The sequence below is a fragment of the Pseudomonas morbosilactucae genome (assembly GCF_023241715.1).
Lineage (GTDB): Bacteria > Pseudomonadota > Gammaproteobacteria > Pseudomonadales > Pseudomonadaceae > Aquipseudomonas > Aquipseudomonas morbosilactucae.
The window spans coordinates 54,549-72,685 of the sequence record NZ_JALQCW010000075.1 but is presented as its reverse complement, the minus strand read 5'-3'; the positions used below and the strand labels follow the sequence as shown (position 1 = coordinate 72,685).

10 protein-coding genes and 1 pseudogene are annotated in these 18,137 nt (G+C 61.4%); 8 read left to right on the top strand and 3 right to left on the bottom strand.

Going from position 1 to position 18,137, the window contains the following annotated elements:
- Positions 1-12: 12 nt before the first annotated feature.
- The gene (epsC, locus tag M1B34_RS25515; RefSeq protein ID WP_268266577.1) at positions 13-777 is read right to left on the bottom strand and encodes a serine O-acetyltransferase EpsC; all 765 of its coding nucleotides are present in this window, start codon (positions 775-777) and stop codon (positions 13-15) included.
- A gap of 105 nt (positions 778-882) precedes the next feature.
- On the opposite strand from epsC, the gene M1B34_RS25510 reads away from it, so the two are divergent.
- Positions 883-1,791, top strand: coding sequence for a LysR family transcriptional regulator (locus M1B34_RS25510; protein WP_123334086.1), 909 nt, complete (start codon positions 883-885; stop codon positions 1,789-1,791).
- A gap of 97 nt (positions 1,792-1,888) precedes the next feature.
- Positions 1,889-2,253, top strand: a pseudogene (locus M1B34_RS25505) (avidin-fold protein).
- Between the two features lie 53 nt (positions 2,254-2,306).
- Here M1B34_RS25505 and M1B34_RS25500 read toward each other — a convergent pair.
- On the bottom strand, positions 2,307-3,509 hold the full coding sequence (locus M1B34_RS25500) for a GGDEF domain-containing protein (protein WP_268266576.1): 1,203 nt from the start codon (positions 3,507-3,509) through the stop codon (positions 2,307-2,309).
- Between the two features lie 345 nt (positions 3,510-3,854).
- Between M1B34_RS25500 and M1B34_RS25495 the strand changes: the two genes are divergently transcribed.
- From M1B34_RS25495 to M1B34_RS25470, 6 genes are all read left to right on the top strand, one after another.
- Complete coding sequence (locus M1B34_RS25495; protein WP_268266575.1) at positions 3,855-7,130, top strand: non-ribosomal peptide synthetase; 3,276 nt, start codon at positions 3,855-3,857, stop codon at positions 7,128-7,130.
- A 40-nt stretch (positions 7,131-7,170) separates the two neighbouring features.
- The gene (locus M1B34_RS25490; RefSeq protein ID WP_268266574.1) at positions 7,171-8,835 is read left to right on the top strand and encodes a cyclic peptide export ABC transporter; all 1,665 of its coding nucleotides are present in this window, start codon (positions 7,171-7,173) and stop codon (positions 8,833-8,835) included.
- Between the two features lie 174 nt (positions 8,836-9,009).
- Complete coding sequence (locus M1B34_RS25485) at positions 9,010-11,169, top strand: TonB-dependent siderophore receptor (RefSeq protein ID WP_268266573.1); 2,160 nt, start codon at positions 9,010-9,012, stop codon at positions 11,167-11,169.
- A 154-nt stretch (positions 11,170-11,323) separates the two neighbouring features.
- On the top strand, positions 11,324-11,566 hold the full coding sequence (locus M1B34_RS25480) for a hypothetical protein (RefSeq protein ID WP_268266572.1): 243 nt from the start codon (positions 11,324-11,326) through the stop codon (positions 11,564-11,566).
- Positions 11,566-13,101: a PepSY-associated TM helix domain-containing protein gene (locus M1B34_RS25475; protein ID WP_268266571.1), complete on the top strand. Its 1,536-nt coding sequence runs from the start codon at positions 11,566-11,568 to the stop codon at positions 13,099-13,101. The genes M1B34_RS25480 and M1B34_RS25475 overlap by 1 nt, the downstream gene beginning before the upstream one ends.
- Complete coding sequence (locus M1B34_RS25470) at positions 13,094-13,405, top strand: DUF3325 family protein (RefSeq protein WP_268266570.1); 312 nt, start codon at positions 13,094-13,096, stop codon at positions 13,403-13,405. Before M1B34_RS25475 ends, M1B34_RS25470 begins: the two co-directional genes overlap by 8 nt.
- Positions 13,406-13,435: 30 nt before the next feature.
- Here the strand turns inward: M1B34_RS25470 and M1B34_RS25465 are convergent, their stop codons facing one another.
- A complete protein-coding gene (locus tag M1B34_RS25465) occupies positions 13,436-18,073 on the bottom strand; it encodes a non-ribosomal peptide synthetase (protein WP_268266569.1) in 4,638 nt (1,545 codons plus the stop codon).
- Positions 18,074-18,137 lie beyond the last annotated feature (64 nt).

The following is an 18,137-nucleotide window of genomic DNA, read 5'->3' as shown; positions in this document are numbered from 1 at the left end:
GGTAGCTCCTGGTTAACCTTTGGATTTAGCGGTGAAGGTGGCAAGCGCGGCCGGGGCGTTGCCGACCACCTTGGCTGGGGCCCCGGCAACAACGGTCCCAGCGGCCACGGGTTTGAGCACCACGGAGTTGGCCGCGACGATGGCATGGGCACCCACTTCGATGTTTCCGAGAACCGTGGCGCCTGCGCAAATCAGGGCCCCGCGGCGAACCTTTGGGTGTCGGTCGCCGGCCTCGCTGAGGGTGCTGCCCAGCGTGACGCCGTGCCAGAGGCTGACTTCATCCTCGACCACCGCGGTTTCACCAATCACCAGGCCAATGCCATGGTCGACGAACAGCGATTGCCCCAGCCGGGCAGCGGGATGGATGTCGATGCTCCAGGTATTGGCCGCCCAATTCTGCAGCAGCACTGCGCTTTGCACGTGCCCCTCACGCCACAGCGCATGGGCGATGCGGTGCGCCTGCACGGCTTGAATGCCGCGGAACGTCAGAAAGGCCGTGAGGTGGTCAGGGCAGGCCGGGTTGACGATTTCCAGGTGCTGGATGTCCGCGGCTGCGGCCTCGGCAATGGACGGGTTGGCGTCGATGATCGACTTGAACCAGGGCTCCAGGGCGACGTTGCTCGCTTGCGCCTGCAGCTGGCGGGCCAGGTTTGCGGCGAGTGCCGCCTCGAAGGAGGCATAGGCCAGCAGGTGGCTGGTTGCGTAGTCGTGCAGTACGGGATTGCGTTCGCTCAACTGCTGGGCTTGATCGCGAAGGCGCTGCCAAAGAGGGCTCATTTCCATCTCCTGTTACTGATGGACCGAGTATGGACACGCTGCAGGCGAGCCAGCAATAATCGCAAATTCAATCTTTTGTTGCTTTTAACGCAACACAGGAAGCCCATGAGCCAAGTACAAGATCGGCGGATTCTTTATTTTTTCGAAGCGGTCAGGCTGGGCAGCGTGCGAGCGGCCGCTGATGTCCTCAACGTCGCGCCATCGGCTGTCAGCCGCCAGATAGGGCAGTTGGAACAGGAACTGGGCAGCCCACTGCTGGAGCGCCACCGACGTGGGGTAAGGCCTACGGAGGCCGGTGATCGGGTGCTCGGTTACTACCGGCAACGCCTGACTCACCAGGAGCTGCTGCTGGATTCGCTGCAGGCATTGAGAGGGCTGCAGAGCGGCTCTGTCGTCCTGGCCGTGGGGGAGGGGTTCATCGATGGGCTGGCGGGCCCGCTCAGCAACTTTTCCACGCTGTACCCCAAGATCGAGATTCAGGTGAATGTGTGCGGAACCAACGAGGTGATACGCCAGGTCGTGGAAGATGAGGCGCATTTAGGCCTGGTGTTCAACCCGGCCGCCGACCCGAAAATCCGCTCCCATGCCTCGCAACCCCAGCCGGTCTGTGTGGTGGTGAACCCTCAGCATCCCCTGACCCAAAGCGTTGGCCCGATTCCGCTGGCGGGCCTGGATGCCCATCGCCTGGCGTTACCGGGGGTTTCATTTGGTATACGCCAGATACTGACCCAGGCCGAGCATCAGTTGGGGCTGATGCTCAGCCCCACCTTGACCTGCAATACCATCGCCATGCTCAAGCGCTATGCCATGCAAGGCGGGGTGACGCTGCTACCGACCTTTGTGGTGGATGAAGAGGTGCAGGCCGGCCGCCTGTGCACACTGCCTTTGCATAATGAAATCTTTGCCAGCCCGCGGGTTCACCTGATCAGTCGTCTCGGGCGCCAATTGAGCGTGGGCTCCAACCGTTTGCTGACGATGCTGCTGCAAGAGATGCCTGCTTTCAAACCCCGTTGAGCTCCAGGCGGTGGTGATGCAAAAGACCCCAACGGACGGCTGAAATCATGGCAAGGTTGCGGCTGGTAAAACCTCTCGACTCAAGGACGCGACACTTATGGACACTCCCTTTTCTGCAATCAGCGAGCGCTTGAACAATCGCCGATTTACCGTCGCGGGCAACAGCCACGGGGTCTCCGGCGCCGCACGGTGTTTCATTATCAGGTCGAGGGAAATGACATTTCCAGCACCTACCAGGGCGGCCGGATCCGCATGGGGCATCAAGTGGGGCGGGCCACGGGGCCCGACAGCATTGAGCTGCTTTATCACTGCGTCACGACGGACGGGGAGATTCTGGCCGGCTGGTCGCGTGGCACGGTCGGTGTTGATCACGCAGGGCGCACCACCCTTGCCTTCGTCTGGGGCTGGTTGTCGGGCGCGACGGGGGGCGGGGAGTCGAGCTACGTCGAGCTGGCCGAGTAAGGCTCAAGTCTGGGTGATGGCGCCGACTCCGAGCGTCCTTGCACGCCGCTCGGTCAGCCGTTGAGTGCCTGTGACAGGCCACTGGACGGCGTGTCACTCTGCTGGGAACCTGATGGCGCCATGCGCAAGGTATTGCGCCCCAGGCCCTTGGCCTCGTACAGCGCGGCATCCGCCCTGGCCAGCAGGCTGGCGGTGGTGTCGCTTTCCTCGGGCACCCCGCAGCAAACGCCGATGCTGATGTGCAGCACGATGCTCGACTGAGCGTAGTGCGCCGGTGCTTCGGCCAGGGAGGCGCGCAGTTCATCGAGCACGGCGATGGCGCCATCGGGGTTGGTGGCCGGCAGCAACAGCAGGAACTCCTCGCCCCCGTAGCGACCAATGCTGTCGGAGTGCCGCAGGCGCTGGGTGAGGTGGTTGACGCAGTGGCAAATCACTTCGTCGCCGGCCAGATGGCCATGCACGTCATTGATCTGTTTGAAGTGGTCGATGTCGACCATGGCCACCGCCAGGCAGGAACGGTCTCGGCGCGCACGCTCCAACTCGGTGGAGAACTGCTCAAGGATGGCGCGCCGGTTGAGGATGCCCGTCAGCACGTCGCGCAGCGCCATGTGTTGAAGCAACGATTCACTGCGCTCTTTCGCCAGCAGCACCAGGCCGAGGGAAATCATCATTGCGGTGAACGTGCCAATGCTGACCGAGATGGTTTGCTTGAGGTTGCTGACGTCATAGCGCATCTCCGCCGCACCGCCGCCGAGCACCGCCACCACCCGCATGCCCAAGCCGATCAGGCTGATGCTCGAACCAATGATCAACAGCATGCGCGCACGGCCCTGGGCGGGGATGTAGCGATGGGTCCAGTAGATGATCAAGGCGCACTGCAGCATCAAGACCAGAGAGGCGGCGAGCATCCGTGGCTCCAGGGTATCGATCAGGCTGACCATCAACAGCAGCATCAATGCCGCCGGCGCGAACACCCGCCACCAGGACATGGGCCTCTCGATAATCCGAAACAGGCTGGCGCCATAAAAGGCCAGCGCCACCGCCAGCAAGGAGTTGGCCGCGCCATAGGTAAACCACAGCGGCGCATGACCGTAAAAGGTGTAGCCCACATAGGCCAAGGCATGGGCCAGCAAACCAAAACCAATGGTGAGCAAACCGTCACGCTGATTGAACTGGCCGACCAGGATTAGACAGAACGCCATGATCGTCGCCACTAAAGCAACACAGGCAAACAGCGTGGGGGTATGGGCAATCATGGCGTTTCACCAGGCACGGGTAGAAGCAGTTCTGGTCGCCAGTTTAGTTGAGCCGGTCAATCGTTGGTGAGTTGTTTCGCCTAGGCAGCAGCGACCCGGGGCAGGCCTCAAGCGAGATGTCTTTTGCCCTCGGTGCCTGTGATAGAGCCTTGCCCACAGGTTTAACTGCACCCAACAAGAACCGCCCTGACCCCTAGCCAAACGACGGCAAGTTCAGTGCCTGAAAAAGCCGTCGTTACATTTTGTGTAAACGTATCTTGATCTCAATTGACATTAATTATCATTGGCTCTTAGTATTCTTTCCCAAACTAACCGATCGGGTTGTATAGGGACGTCGTAACGCCGATGAATGACCTCGATGATGCTCTGCTTGCCTTGTTGCAAGGAGACGCGCTTCAACTGCCGGATCGCCTTCAGGCGCAATCACATACCGGGCCCCAAATCCTCTCCTTCGCTCAGCAGCGCCTGTGGTTTTTGCAGCGCATGAACCCGAGCGCCACGGCGTATAACCTGACCCGTGCCTTTCTGTTCACGGGCAAGCTGAATGTCGCGGCGTTGGACCTCGCGTTTACGGCATTGATCAAGCGTCACGGTGTGTTGCGCACCCGTTTTATCGAGGAGGAGGGTGAGCCTCGTCAAACCGTGCTGGATGACTTGGCGTTCGTGCTTCACAAGCGTGAGGCACCGGGCATCGATAGTGCTGCCAGGCGCGAGCATTTGGGCACGTTGCTGACGCTTGAAGATCAGTCGGCCTTCGACCTTTCCCTGGCTCCGCTGCTGAAAGTCGAGCTGATTCGTTACGACGAATTCAGCCATGGCCTTCTATTGAAGATGCATCACATCATCAGCGACGCGTGGTCGAACCCCATTCTGGTGAGGGACTTGGCGACGGCCTATGGGCAGGCCGTACGCGGCGAAGTCGTGCAACTGCCCGAACTGCCCGTGCAGTATGTGGACTTTGCCGTCTGGCAGCGTCGCCACCTGGGCTCTGATGCCGTTCAGCCCGACCTCGGTTACTGGAAAGACTACCTAGGTACATCGCTGCCGGTGCTGGAACTGCCAACCGATTTCCCTCGTCCTGCGCAGCAAAGCCAGCGTGGACAACGGCTGCGCTTTCAACTGGACGATCAACAATCTTCCAGGATCCACGACACCTGCCGCAGTACGGCGTTAACCCCCTTCGTCATCCTGCTGGCGGCCTGGCAACTGTTGCTGGGACGTTGCAGTGGCCAGCGCGAATTTGCTGTGGGCGTGCCCCATGGCGGGCGCAGTCGTGAAGAACTCGACGAACTGCTGGGGTTCTTCGTCAATACCTTGGTCTATCGCGTGCAGCTCGATGCGCAATTGACCGGTCGCGAACTCTGCGACCGCCTGCGTCGCGAGTCCCTTGCTGCCCTGCAGCACGCCGAGCTACCGTTCGAGCTGCTGCTGGAGCATCTCGAGGTCGAGCGAGATGTCAGCCGCACACCGGTGTTCCAGGCGATGTTCAACCTCAGCAGTGGGGCCGCAGTCAATTTCACTTTGCCGGGGCTTGAGACCGAGCGCGTACTGCCCAGCCAGGACAGCGCAAAGTTTGATCTGACGTTTGACGTTGCCGTGCGCCCTGACGGCGTGTTTTGCGAAATCGAATACAGCCAGGACTTGTTCACACCAGCGACAGTCGAGGGGTTTGCCAGCCGTTATCGCCTGCTGCTGGACGGCTTGATGACACAGCCTGACTTGCCGGTATGGCAACTGCCGATGCTCGACGCCGCTCAGCGTTTGCAGCAGTTGGACCGGTGGAACAGCACCGAGCGAGCGCTAGTGCCGGCCCAGGACATGCTCGCCCTGTTTGAACAGCAAGTCGCTGCCGAGCCCGAACGTTGTGCGCTGGTCAGCGGTTCGCATTCGTTGAGCTACGCAGAACTCAACGCTCGCGCCAATCGACTGGCCCATTGGCTCAAGGCGCAAGGTGTGGGCGGTGATGTCCGTGTGGGTGTCTGCCTGGGGCGTGAAGCCGACCTGCTGGTAGCACTTCTGGCCATTCAGAAAAGTGGCGCAGGTTATCTGCCCATCGACCCAGGTCAACCCGCTGCACGCAACGCTGACATCATCGAGCAAGCGCGTCCACGGCTGATACTCACGCGAGAAGCCTTGCGCGAGGTGGTTGGGCAGGTGGCGCCGATGGTCACTCTGGAAGCCCTGGGCGATGAGCTTTCGCGGTCCCCCGTCACTGACCTTGGGCTGACCACGCATCCTCGTCAATTGGCCTATACCCTCTACACATCCGGTTCCACAGGCCGACCTAAAGGGGTCGATATTGACCGCCAGGCTTTTGTCAATTTTCTCCTCGGTATTCAGGAACATGTACAACTGACCCCCGCAGATCGGCTCCTGGCGGTTACGACGCTGGGCTTCGATATCGCCGGGCTCGAGCTGTTCCTTCCGTTGGTACAGGGCGCCACCGTAGTCTTGGCCAGCAGCGAAGATAGCCTGAACCCGCGTGCATTGATTGAACTGATGCAACACCAGGCCATCAGCGTGATGCAGGCCACCCCGGCTACCTGGCAAATGCTGATTGAACACGACTCGCCCGCCTGGCAGGGGCTGCGAGTGCTCTGCGGCGGAGAAGCTTTGGGCGCAGAGTTGGCTGAACGCTTGTTGGCGCGGCAAGTCAAGCTGCTGAATGTCTACGGGCCAACGGAAACCACGGTGTGGTCGGCGGTGCACGCCGTAGACCAAGTTGACAGCGCCGTCATACCTATTGGCCGCCCGTTGGCCAATAACCGCCTGTATGTCCTCGACGAATTCCTCGAGCCCCAGCCTGTGGGAGTGGCCGGGGATTTGTACATCGGTGGCAGTGGCGTTGCCCGTGGTTATGCCGATCGACCGGACCTCACCGCGGTGTCCTTTATTCCCAATCCATTCGTCCAGCCTCGGGCACCGGGTGCCCAGGCGGGCAGTCGGCTGTACCGCACAGGGGATCGCGCCCGTTATCGCAGCGATGGTTGCCTGGAGTTTCTGGGGCGCAGCGATTTCCAAGTCAAGCTGCGCGGTTTCCGCATCGAGCTGGGTGAGATTGAGGCGGCATTGGCGGCGTTGCCGGGTGTCACCCAGGTGGTCGTCGTATTACGGCGTGCACCTGGTGGCCAGGAGGTGCTGGTGGCATATCTGTGCCATGAGCGGGCCGAGATCGACAGGGCCGATACTCAACTGCGCCTGCGTGGGCGCCTGCCGGGTTACATGGTTCCCGGGGCGTTTGTGGTGCTGGCGAATCTACCACTGAATGCCAATGGCAAAGTCGACCGCAAGGCGCTGCCAGAGCCGCAGTGGGTCGACGAGGAAGCCGGCGGTGAGTTGGTGGGGTCGTGGCAAACCAGCCTCGCCGATATCTGGAGGGACGTGCTTAACGTCTGGCCGATTGCCCCCGGTGCGGATTTGTTCCGCCTGGGCGCTCAATCGCTGCAGTTGGTCAGGATCCAGGCACGCATCCGGCATCAGTTCGGTTGTGAGGTCGCCCTGGCACAGCTGTTCGCCAACCCGATGCTCAGTGATATGGCTGCGTTGGTTGAGCAGGCTTGCAGTACGCCCGAGGTTGATGAACTGGCCGAGATTGAAAAGCTATTACTGGCTTTCGAGTGAACCCTTCGAACCGTTGCGCCAGTCGCCCCGAGGATTTTGCATGACCCTGTTCCTATCACTGCTCAAACGCCACCGCGGATTGTTGAGTCTGGGCTTGTTGACCAGCCTGATCAGCGCGGCGGCCGGTATTGGCCTGCTCAATGAGATCAATCGACTGATTTCAGCCACGGTCATCATGAACGCGGGCTTGGCCGCCAAGTTTTTTGTCTTGCTGCTCGTGTTGTTCGGCTGCGGTTTTGGCTCCCAGGCGCTGCTGACCGCCTTGGGCCATCGCGTGGTTTACGAATTGCGCCTGCAAATGGTCAAGCGCCTGCTGGACACCTCCATCGAGCAACTGGAAAAAATCGGCGAGGCGAGCTTGTATGCGACCTTGAGCAAAGACATCGAGAGTATCGGACAGGCCTTCAATCGCCTGCCGTTTGTGTTTTACAACACGGTACTGATGCTGGGTGGCTGCCTGTACATGGCCTGGTTGTCCTGGCAGTTGCTGTTGATTTGTATCGTCGGCCTGAGCCTGGGGACCTGGCTGGCCCATGGCTGGTTCTCCAAGATGCGCCAGTTGATGAAGCGCGTCCGTGAAACCGATGACCGTTTGTACGCGGCTTACCAGGGCGCCATCGAAGGGCGTTTCGAGTTGGCGCTCAATGCCCATCGCAAGCAGCGGTTCTACTCTCTGGACCTGCAACCCGCCGCTGAATATGCACGGCGTAACGAGGTGCACGCCGATCGCTACTGGACCTTGAGCTTGAACTGGACCGTGACCCTGATTCTGGCGCTGGCCGGCGGTCTGTTTGCTGCCGGGGCCTGGCTGGGGCTGGGCAATGGCGTGATTGCTGCTTTTGTGCTGGTGCTGATGTTCCTGCGCATGCCCCTGAACGACTTGATTGGCAGCCTGGCGACCCTGGTAGCGGGCAACGTGTCACTGGCAAAGATCCAGACCCTGTCCTTTGCCGACTACCGCTCTGAATTCTCGGCGAGCACCGGTCAGCCCGATGCACAGCAGCCGATGCTCGAACTGCAATCGCTGAGCTACGACTACCCCAACCTGGCCGATGAGTACGGCTTTCGCCTGGGGCCGGTGAACTTGAGTGTCGCCAAGGGCGAAATTCTCTTCATCGTCGGAGGCAATGGCAGCGGCAAATCGACCTTGGCTAAATTGTTGACCGGGCTCTACGAGCCCAGCGGCGGAACGCTGCGTCTGCAAGGTGTGGAAATCACCCCCGAGCTACGCGAATGGTACCGGGCGCATTTTTCCACGGTGTTCTCCAGTTTCTATCTGTTCGAGCGGCTGGTAGGCCCGCAAGGCGATTTTGACATGGACCTGGCCCAGGCCTGGCTTGAGCGACTGCGCATGGAGCGCAAGGTCACCATTGACGAGCAAGGCGGTCTTTCCACCACTCGTTTGTCGCAAGGACAACGCAAGCGCCTGGCCTTGTTGGTGGCGTTGGTGGAAGAGCGTCCGATCCTGCTGCTCGATGAGTGGGCGGCAGACCAGGACCCAGGTTTCCGCGCATTTTTCTACCGCGAGCTGTTGCCCGAGTTGAAGGCACAGGGCAAAACAATCATCGCCATCAGCCACGACGATCATTACTTCTCGATTGCCGATCGCGTGCTCAAGTGCGATGGCGGTCAGCTTTATCCGTTTGATCAGGCAGGGGCGGATGCCGGTCAATTCACTGTCCAGAAGCTGTCCGCGCCAGTCTGAAGCCGAGCGACTCAGCCCGGTTACAAACCAAGCGATTTTTGTAGCACAACAATTAAAAAAACGATGGCCCGCAGGGGACCATCCACAGGAGCGAGCGGTATGCATCAAGCTGGAAAAGGTCGGCAAACGGCCAAAATGGGGAATTTGCTGCTGGTACCTATTGTGAGCGGAGGGATGTTGCTCACGCCGGTGGCATGGGCGCAGGACAGCGTGGAACAGTCGACGACGCAAACCACTGAAGCTCCCAAGACGCTCGAACTGCCCGAGCAGTCGATTGTGGGCATGCAGACCGAAGCGCCTACGGTATCGGTGGGGACCAAAGTACCGTTGCGCCTTCGCGAAGTGCCACAGACGATCAATGTCATTGGCCAGGAACGCATTCAAAAGCAGAACCTGTACACCCTCGAAGATGCCCTGGGCAAGGTCGGTGGGGTCACGGTGCAACGGATTGACGCCAGCCGCTTGAGTTTCTTTTCCCGTGGTTTTGAAATCACGTCGCTGCAGTTGGACGGCACGCCGACCACCATGGATAACCGGATTTTTCTTTCTCCGGACCTGACCATGTACGACCGTGTCGAAGTGCTCAAGGGCCCGTCTGGGAGCCTGACCGGCGCCGGTGGTCCTGGTGGCAGTATCAACCTGGTGCGCAAGCGGCCGTTGGCCGAGGCGGCAGTGTCCGCGGAAATCAGCGCCGGCTCCTGGGACGACTACCGCGGCATGATCGATGTCACCGGCCCGTTGACCGAGAGCGGCAACGTGCGGGGTCGCCTGGTGCTCAGTGAGCACGACAAGGGCTTCTACTACGACGGTGGCGGCAAGCGCGAATCGAATCAGGTCTATGGCGTCGTCGATATCGACCTGACCCCCGATACGGTGTGGACGATTGGTGCGAGCAACCAGAACACCGACATCCGTGGCGCTCAGCGCTCCCTGCCGGCTTATCGCTACACCAACGCAGCCGGTGAGGCCGCGATGTCGCTGCCGAATGCATCGCGCAAGAATTTTTACGGTGAAGACTGGAACCGTGATTATTTCTGGAGCACCGCTGTTTTCACCGAGATCGAGCACCAGTTGGGGGATGGCTGGAAAACCAAGTTGTCCCTAAGACACGCTGACAACAACTACGACTTGACCCAGGCATACGCGCGCAACGGCGGGGGCATCGACCCTGCAGATAACCTGGTGTCGATGAACTCGATCATGTTTGATTACCGGGAGAAACAGGACGAGGCCGACCTGTACGTCGACGGCCCGTTCAACTTCCTTGGGCGTGAACACAAGGTGTTGGTGGGCGCCAACTATTCACGTTCCGAGTTCGCGTCGAACGGCGGTTATTTCTCCAGTTTCCTGGGGGATGTCGACCTCAACGACCCGCAGCCTGACTTTGCCTACCCGGCCTTCCCGGATTCGGACAAGTTGCCGACCAGCGTTGCCAACACCCGCGCAAAAGCGGTTTACAGCAACGTGCGCTTGAGCCTTGCCGACCCGCTGACGCTGGTCCTTGGCGGGCGAGTGACCTGGCTTGAGATGCACCGCAGCCAGCATCAGCCTGAGGCCGGCTCGCCGTCGGAAAAGAATGGCGATAGCGTGTCGCAGAAATTCACTCCGTTTTACGGGCTGATCTACGACCTCAACGATAACTACTCGCTGTACGCCAACTATTCCGGGGTCTTCCAGCCGCAGGCCGTCAGCAACCTGGACATCAACAACAACATCATCAAACCCCTGGAAGGCAAGCAGCACGAGCTGGGGATCAAGGGCGAATTCCTCGACGGTGCGTTGAACGCCTCGCTGGCCGCGTTCCAGATCGAAGAAGAGAACCGCGCGATTCCGGATATGAACGATCCGAGCTCTCGTGCCGTGGTTGCCAGCGGCAAGGCTCGCACCCGCGGGTTCGAAGCTGAGCTGAGTGGGCAGATGACGCCCGATTGGTTCCTCACCGCGAACTTCACCCATACCTACAAACGCTATGACAGCGCCAACGAGCAGTTGCAGACCTACCTGCCGAAAAACATGTTGCGGGTGTGGAGCCTGTACAAACTGCCCGGCGAGCTGGAGAAGTGGAGCGTCCAGGGTGGCGTCAGCATCGTCAGCGAGACCTACAACAAACTGGATGTTCCCGGCATCGGCATGAACGGCACCAAACTTCGTCAGGGCGGGTATGCCTTGTACGATGCGGGCATTGGCTATCAGATCACGCAAAACCTCTCTGCTGACCTGATCGGTACCAACTTGGCCGACAAGAAGTACTTCCAGCGCATCAACACCTTCCAGGATGGGAATATCTTCGGTGACCCCCGTGCTGTGTCCATGACACTGCGTGCCAAGTTCTAATTGCGATAGCCTGTCACTCACCCGCATACTTTGGTATGCCGGTTTTTTTTGAGTCGGCCACAAGGCCAGCGATCAGGGAGGCGAGGTGAGACAAGCGGCGTCAAAACAGACAGGGAGAAACCTGGGCCCGCGACGCAGCGCGTGGCTGGTGCTGGTGCTAGTGCTCAGTTACCTGGCTTGTTGGGGGCTTAACGGCTTTCTGGCGTTGTGCCTGGTGCACTGGCGCGTGCAGCCCAGTGAAGCGGTGCTGACCAGTTCGATCGCCAGTTTTGTGCTTTTTCCATGGCTGGTGTTGTGGCTGTTCAGCGCTGCCCGTACAACGCGCAACGGCTTGCTGGTGGCTAGCGCATCGCTGCTGATGTGGGCAAGCACTCGTTTCCTGGCGGGAGACGCCTGATGTTCACCAGTGTTCGGCAAGCGCTTCTGTGGATGCACCGATCTATCGGCATCGGTTTTTCCGGGCTGCTGCTGATTGCATTTTTCATGGGTAGCCTGGCGGTTTATGACCGTGAGCTGGACAGTTGGATGCTGCCGCACATTCGCCTGGTACCGGTTGATACACCCCTGTCACTGGATCAGCGAGTGGTTCCTCATGTTGCCCGCTTGACCGAGGGCAAACCGCTGATGCAGTGGTACGTGGAACTGCCCGATGAGCGCCGTCCCGTGCTGCGATTCCAAGCCTGGACCCAGGATCGTCAGGGTTTCAGTGGTTTTCTGGCACCAGGAGAAGACCGCGTGTTACCCGAAGCCGGAAGCCGCGGTGGCGATTTTTTCTACCGATTGCATTACACCCTCAATATCAATTTCTGGAACATCGGTGCGCGCCTGCTTGGTTTTGCCGCCATGCTGGGAGTCATCGCGTTGATTGCCGGCGTGTGCATCCATGCGCGTCTGTTTCAGGACCTTTTCACGCTGCGGGCCGATAAGTCGCCCAGGCGCCTGCTGGACATGCACAACCTGACCGGCGTGTTTGCCCTGCCTTTTCACGTGGTCATTTTGTTGTCCGGGCTGCTGATCCTGTTTCCGCTGTACCTGCCTGCCGGCATCCTGGCGGTGTATCAGGACCGGGCCGGTCAGTTCGGCCAGGAGGCGGATGCGGCCTTCCGTCGCCCGGCGTCGGGCACCCCTGGGTCATTGGCCTCGCTGGACCAGATGATGGCGCAAGCCCGATTGCACTGGGGCAGTGGCGAGCCGGCGTTTGTCCGGGTCTGGCACCCTGGGGATGCCAACGCTTACGTTGAGATCAGTCGCTCTTTGGCTGATCGCATAAGCCAGGATGGGCAAACCCTGTACTTCGATGGCGCCAGCGCCCGGATGTTGCATGAATCCCGATTGCCTGCCGCTGCCGCGACTTTCAAGTTTCTGGCGGGGTTGCACGTGACGCATTTTCAGCAGCCGTGGTTGCGCGCCTTGTACTTCTTTGCTGGCTTGAGCGGTTGCGTGATGCTCGGCAGTGGCCTGTTGTACTGGCTGGAGAAGCGCCGCCTGCAGCACGCTGCGGGGGAATGGGGTGTGGCGTCGATGACGCTATTCAGCAGCGTGCTGATCACTGGAATGCCATTGGCCACCCTGGCCATGCTGGTGGTCAATCGATGGTTGCCGGTCGACTTGATTGACCGAGCCCAGTGGGAGGTCAGGGCATTTTACGGGGCCTGGTTACTGGCGGCCGTACATGCCCTATTGGCTATCTGGCGCTCGGGGCAATCGCGGGCGCCCTGGGCAACGCACTTGTTGCTGATCAGCGCCTTGGCCCTGCTGGCGGTGCTCTCCAATGCCTGGAGTACGGGCGAACATCCTTGGCAGGCGATGAACCAGGGTCTGTGGGCGGTGGCGGGGGTCGATCTGGTGTTGATGCTGTGCGCGCTGCTTGCCGGCTTGTGGGGCTGGCGTTTGCGGGTGCACAGGGTGCAGAGGGCGCTCAACGATGGCTGATGCGCTGCTGAATCTACTGGTGCTTGGCTTGCTGGGGATGGGGCTGAGCACTTTGGCGTTGAGCCAGGCCAGCCATTGGCGCCGGGTGATGGGCTCGGTGGCGTTCCCTGGTGTGCGGGGGTTACGCGGAAGCGCAGTGCTGGTGTTGATATTGGCGCTATTGGTGAGCCAGGCCGGCCAGGGTTTGGCGATGGGCACCGTGTTCTGGTGCCTGGCGCTAGTGCCCTGCGGCGCTAGCGTGGCGTTGCTGCTGTGCTGGCGTGCGACCTGGCTGCACAGGTTAGGTTTGATGTTCAGGCGTTAAGGCCCCGGGTAGTGCCCCGGGGCCTTTGCCTTACGCCTGCGTGGCGTTGCTGTAGCGACTCAAGACGCTTGTCAGGTCGGCCAGCAACGGGTTGAGGAACACCAGGTGAGCGGGGATTTTTGTGCCCCACAACGCCTGGAGGTGTGCGCACAGTAGGACTGCCTTGAGTGAGCTGCCACCGGCTTCGAAGAAGTTGGCCTGATCGTCGAGCACCGTCTGCCCCAGTACTTCTTGCAGGGCCTGCATCACCTGTGCTCGGCTGTCCGGGCGCGTGTCGAGGCGCGGCCGGCTCATTGGCGTGAGCTGTTGCACCAGGGTGTCGAAAGACGGTGCTGTCTGGTTCAAGACCGTGTCGAGCAGGGCACGCAAGTCCTCGCCCAAGGCCACGATACTGGCGTGTTCGAACACGTCGGTGCTGTAGGTGAAGGTGGCGATCAGCCCTTGTTCACGCTCACTGACGTCTAGCATCAGATCAAACAGCGTGCTGCGTTTGCCTGTGTCTTCGTTCATCGGTGCAATCGTCAGCTCACCGAACTCGGAAGAGGTCAGGCTGCGTTCCCGATGCAGGTCGAACATCACCTGGACCAGCGGTGCGCTGTGTTGTTGTGAGTTGGGTAGCGCCTGCAACAGCTGTTCGAACGGCAGGTCTTGATTGGCATGGGCGTTCAGCAAGTGAGTGCGGACCTGCTCCAGCACCTGCTTGAACCCTGGGTTCCCTGTCATGTCTGTGCGCAAGGCCAGGGTGTTGACGAAGAAGCCAATCAGCCCCTCCAGTTCCTGGTGATGCCGGTTGGCGATAGGAATACCAATGCGTACGGCCTGCTGGGCGCTATGACCGGCCAGCAATACGTTGAACGCCGCCAGCAGGGTCATGAACAGGGTCGCACCCTGTTCCCGGCTGTAGGTGTGCAGGGCGTGCGTCATGTCCTGACCCAGCTCAAAGCTGTGCTCGCCGCCCCGATGGCTGGGCAGCGCCGGGCGCGGCAACATGCAGGGCAACTGCAACAGGGTTCGATCGGCGCCCAGGTGCTGCAGCCAGAAGTCCAGTTGCGGCTTGAGGACGCTGTGGTTGAGTTCGCGACGTTGCCATTGCGCAAAATCCGGGTAATGCAGTTGTGGCTCGCTCAGCGGAGAGGGCTGGCCCTTGCTGAATGCCGAATAGAGCTGGGTCAGTTCACGGGTGAACACGCGCATCGACCAACCGTCGAAGACGATGTGGTGCAAGGTCAGCCACAGCACGTGCTCCTGGGCCGAGAGGCGAACCACGCCGGCGCGGATCAATGGCCCATGCTCCAGGTCGAAACGGTGCGCTGCCTGGGCCTGCAGCTCGCTGAGCAGGCGTTGCTGACGCTCGCCGTCGCTAAGCAGGCTCAGGTCAATCAGCGACAGGGTGAAGTGCTGCGCCGGGCTGATGCGCTGCACGGGCTGTGCATGTTCCAGGGTGAAGGTGGTGCGCAGCCCCTCATGACGCTGCAGCAGCGCGGTGAAGCTGCGCTCCAGCGCCGACAGGTCCAGGTCGCCGTGCAGGCGCACCGATTCGGGCACGTTGTACGTGGTGCTGCCCGGGTGCAGTCGATCGAACAGCCAGAGTCGTTCCTGAGCATAGGACATCGGGATCGAGTGATTGCGAGGCTGGGCGGTGATCTTTGGCAGAGTCGACACCTGCGCCTTGGGGAGCGCCTGTTCGACGAATGCCCCCAGCGTTGGATGTTGAAACAGTGCCCGCACCGGCACTTCAAGCCCCAGGCTGCTGCGCAGGCGCGACACCAGCCGGGTAGCGGTCAGGGAGTGGCCGCCCAGTTCGAAGAAGTTGTCATCGAGGCCGACGCGCTCCACACCGAGCACTTGGCTCCACAGCTCCGCGAGCAGTGTCTCGCGTTCGTTGCGCGGGGCGCGGTAGCTGGCCTGGCGTTCACGGGCCGGGGCGGGGAGGGCTTTGCGGTCCAGCTTGCCGTTGGGCGTCAAGGGGAAGGCCGGCAGCATCACGTAGGCGCTGGGCAACATGTGTTCGGGAACCTGGGTGCTCAGGTAGGCCTGCAAGGCGATGGCCCCGGGGCAGACGTCGCGGGCCACCAGGTAGGCGACCAGCTCGGTGTCTCCGAGATCGTTCGGGCGCGCCACCACGGCTGCTTCACGAACCCCGGGATGGGTCAGCAAGCGTGCTTCGATTTCACCCAGCTCAATGCGGAACCCGCGAATCTTGACCTGGTCGTCCACGCGCCCGAGAAATTCGATATCGCCCTGGGGGTTGAGCCGGCCCAGGTCACCGCTGCGGTACAGGGCGGTGCCTGCCGGATCCAGCGGGTTGTTCAGAAACCGTTCGGCGCTCAGGTCAGGCCGTCCCAGGTAGCCTTGGCTGATACCGGCGCCACTCAGGTAGATCTCTCCGGTCACGCCGGCCGCGACTGGTTGCAGGTGCTCGTCAAGCACATACACCTGCATGTTCGGGATGGCCTTGCCGATGGGCAGCACGCCTTGTTCATCGCCGCGGGCAGGGTAGCAAGTGCACCATACGGTGCCTTCGGTCGGGCCGTACTCGTTATACAACTGCGCGTGGCTGCAGCGTTCACGGTGTTGCCTGGCGAGGCTGGCCGGGCAGGCTTCACCGGCGACGATGGCACAGCGCAAGCTGCCCATCTGGTCCGCGGCCTGCTCCAAAACCTGGGCATACAGCGATGGCAGCATCAGTGTGTGGCTGATGCGCTGTGTGGCGATCAAGCGGCCCAGGGCCAGGGCATCCTGCACCAGGTCGTCATGGGGCAGGCACAGGCGAGCGCCGCGACCCAAGGTCCAGAAAAGCCCGGCTACCGAACTGTCGAACGAGAGCCCCGAGACCAGCAGGAAGGCTTCAAGTGGCTCTTGGTAGACGAGAAAACGCGCCGAGGTCGAATGCACGGCATTGCGGTGCGAAACCATCACGCCTTTGGGGCGTCCGGTGGAACCCGACGTGAAGATCAGATAGGCCAGGCTGTCGGCATCGGTGATGGGCTCCGGCCGTTGCTCGTGGTCGCTGTCAGCGTCCATCTGGTCGAGCCACAGGGTTGCATAGTCGCCCTTGGGCAGGCGTGCTTGCAGGCCGCTCAGGCTCAGCAGCAGCGGGGCACGAGTCTGCTCCAGCATGTCGCTCAGGCGCTCGGCCGGGTAGCTGGGGTCCAGCGGCAGGTACGCGCCCCCGGCCTTGAGGATGCCCAGGATGCCCACGATGGCCTCGGTGCAGCGCCCCATGAACAGGCCTACAGGTTGCCCGGCTGCCAGGCCTGCCTTGCGCAGTTGGTGGGCCACCTGATTGGCCTGGCGCTCCAGGGCTCGATAACTCAGGTGCAGGTCGCCATGGGTGATGGCGATGGCATCGGGTTGCAGCTCGACCTGTGCTTCGAACAGCTGCTGCAACAGTGCCGGGGCGGGCAGGTCGTTGCGGGTCTGGTTCAACGCGGCCAACCAGTGCTGGTGAACCGTGCTGATACCATTGGCGTCGCGCAGCGCTTGCGAGCTGCTGGCGCTGGCTTGCAGGGTCAGCGTCATGAACTGATCGAGCAGCATCTGTGCCCCGCTGGCGTCCAGTGTGGCGGCGTCATAGTGCAGGCGAAAATCAAAACCGCCTGCATGCTTGGTGACGTCCAGCAGCAAGGCGTGGGGGCAAGGTTCCCCTTCCAGGGCCAGCACCGGCCAGGCAGAGGACAGCGGTTGGCGCATGCGAAAGCCAAACGGGGTGCTTTGCGACTGCACCGGCCACTCTTCCTGCCAGGCTTGAGCCTCCTTCAATAACGACGAAAACCCAGCCAGCGCATTGCTCAACGACTGATGGTCGTCCAGGGCCGGCAGCAGGGGCAGACGCTTGGCATACGGGCCCAGGGCGCCTGCGGTGGCGCTGTTGCGGCCCTGATGTTCCCAGCCCAGAAGCACCTGAGACTGGCCTAGATGGCGCTGCAGCAGCACCGCCCAGCACAGGCCGAACAACGTCGGTGCCGGGGTGTCGAGGCCCGCAAGGGCGCTGTTGAGCCGGTCCTGAAGCTCCAGATCAGGCTTGTGCTCGACACAGGCCATTTGCCGTGCCGCATTTGCTTGGCTGCGCTGGAACGGGTGCATGGCCACCAGCAAGTCCGGAGCCTGCTGGCGTTGCCAGAATGCACGGCCCGCATCGCTGTCGCTGCTGCTCAGGTGTTCGAACTGCCATTCGGCGAAGTCGGCGAACTGTACAGACGGCTCCGGCAGCTCAGAGCCCTGATACAGCGCCTGCCACTCCTGCAACAGTTGTTCGAGGGTGGTGATGTCGGCAGTGGCGGCGGGCACTGCCAGCAGCAGCGTGGCGGGCGTCGATGGCAGCAGGGCCACGGCCAGCGCGGGTGGCTGGGGTTGATCCAGCGCTTCACGCAGCGAGGACTTCAGCGCGGCGTCAGGCTCGGCGGCGTCAGCCTCACGCCAGTCGATCAGCACCTGATCGGCGATGACTTGCACCGGCAGATCCATGCCCGGGCTGGTGACCAGCCGGGTGCGCAGGATTTCGTTACGCTCCAGAACCTCTGCCAGTGCGGTACGCAAGGCGGTGCGATCGATCCCCTCCGGCAGGGCAAGCGTCAGGTACAGGACTGCGTTGCGCTCCTCGGCACGCGACCATTGGGCGGTTTGTTGCAGGGCAGGGCGAAAGCCCTCGAGGGCGATGCTGGACATGATATGGGTGCCTTGATGATGGGGGCAAAGTCAGTGACAACGGTCAGTTGCAACGATCTGGAAA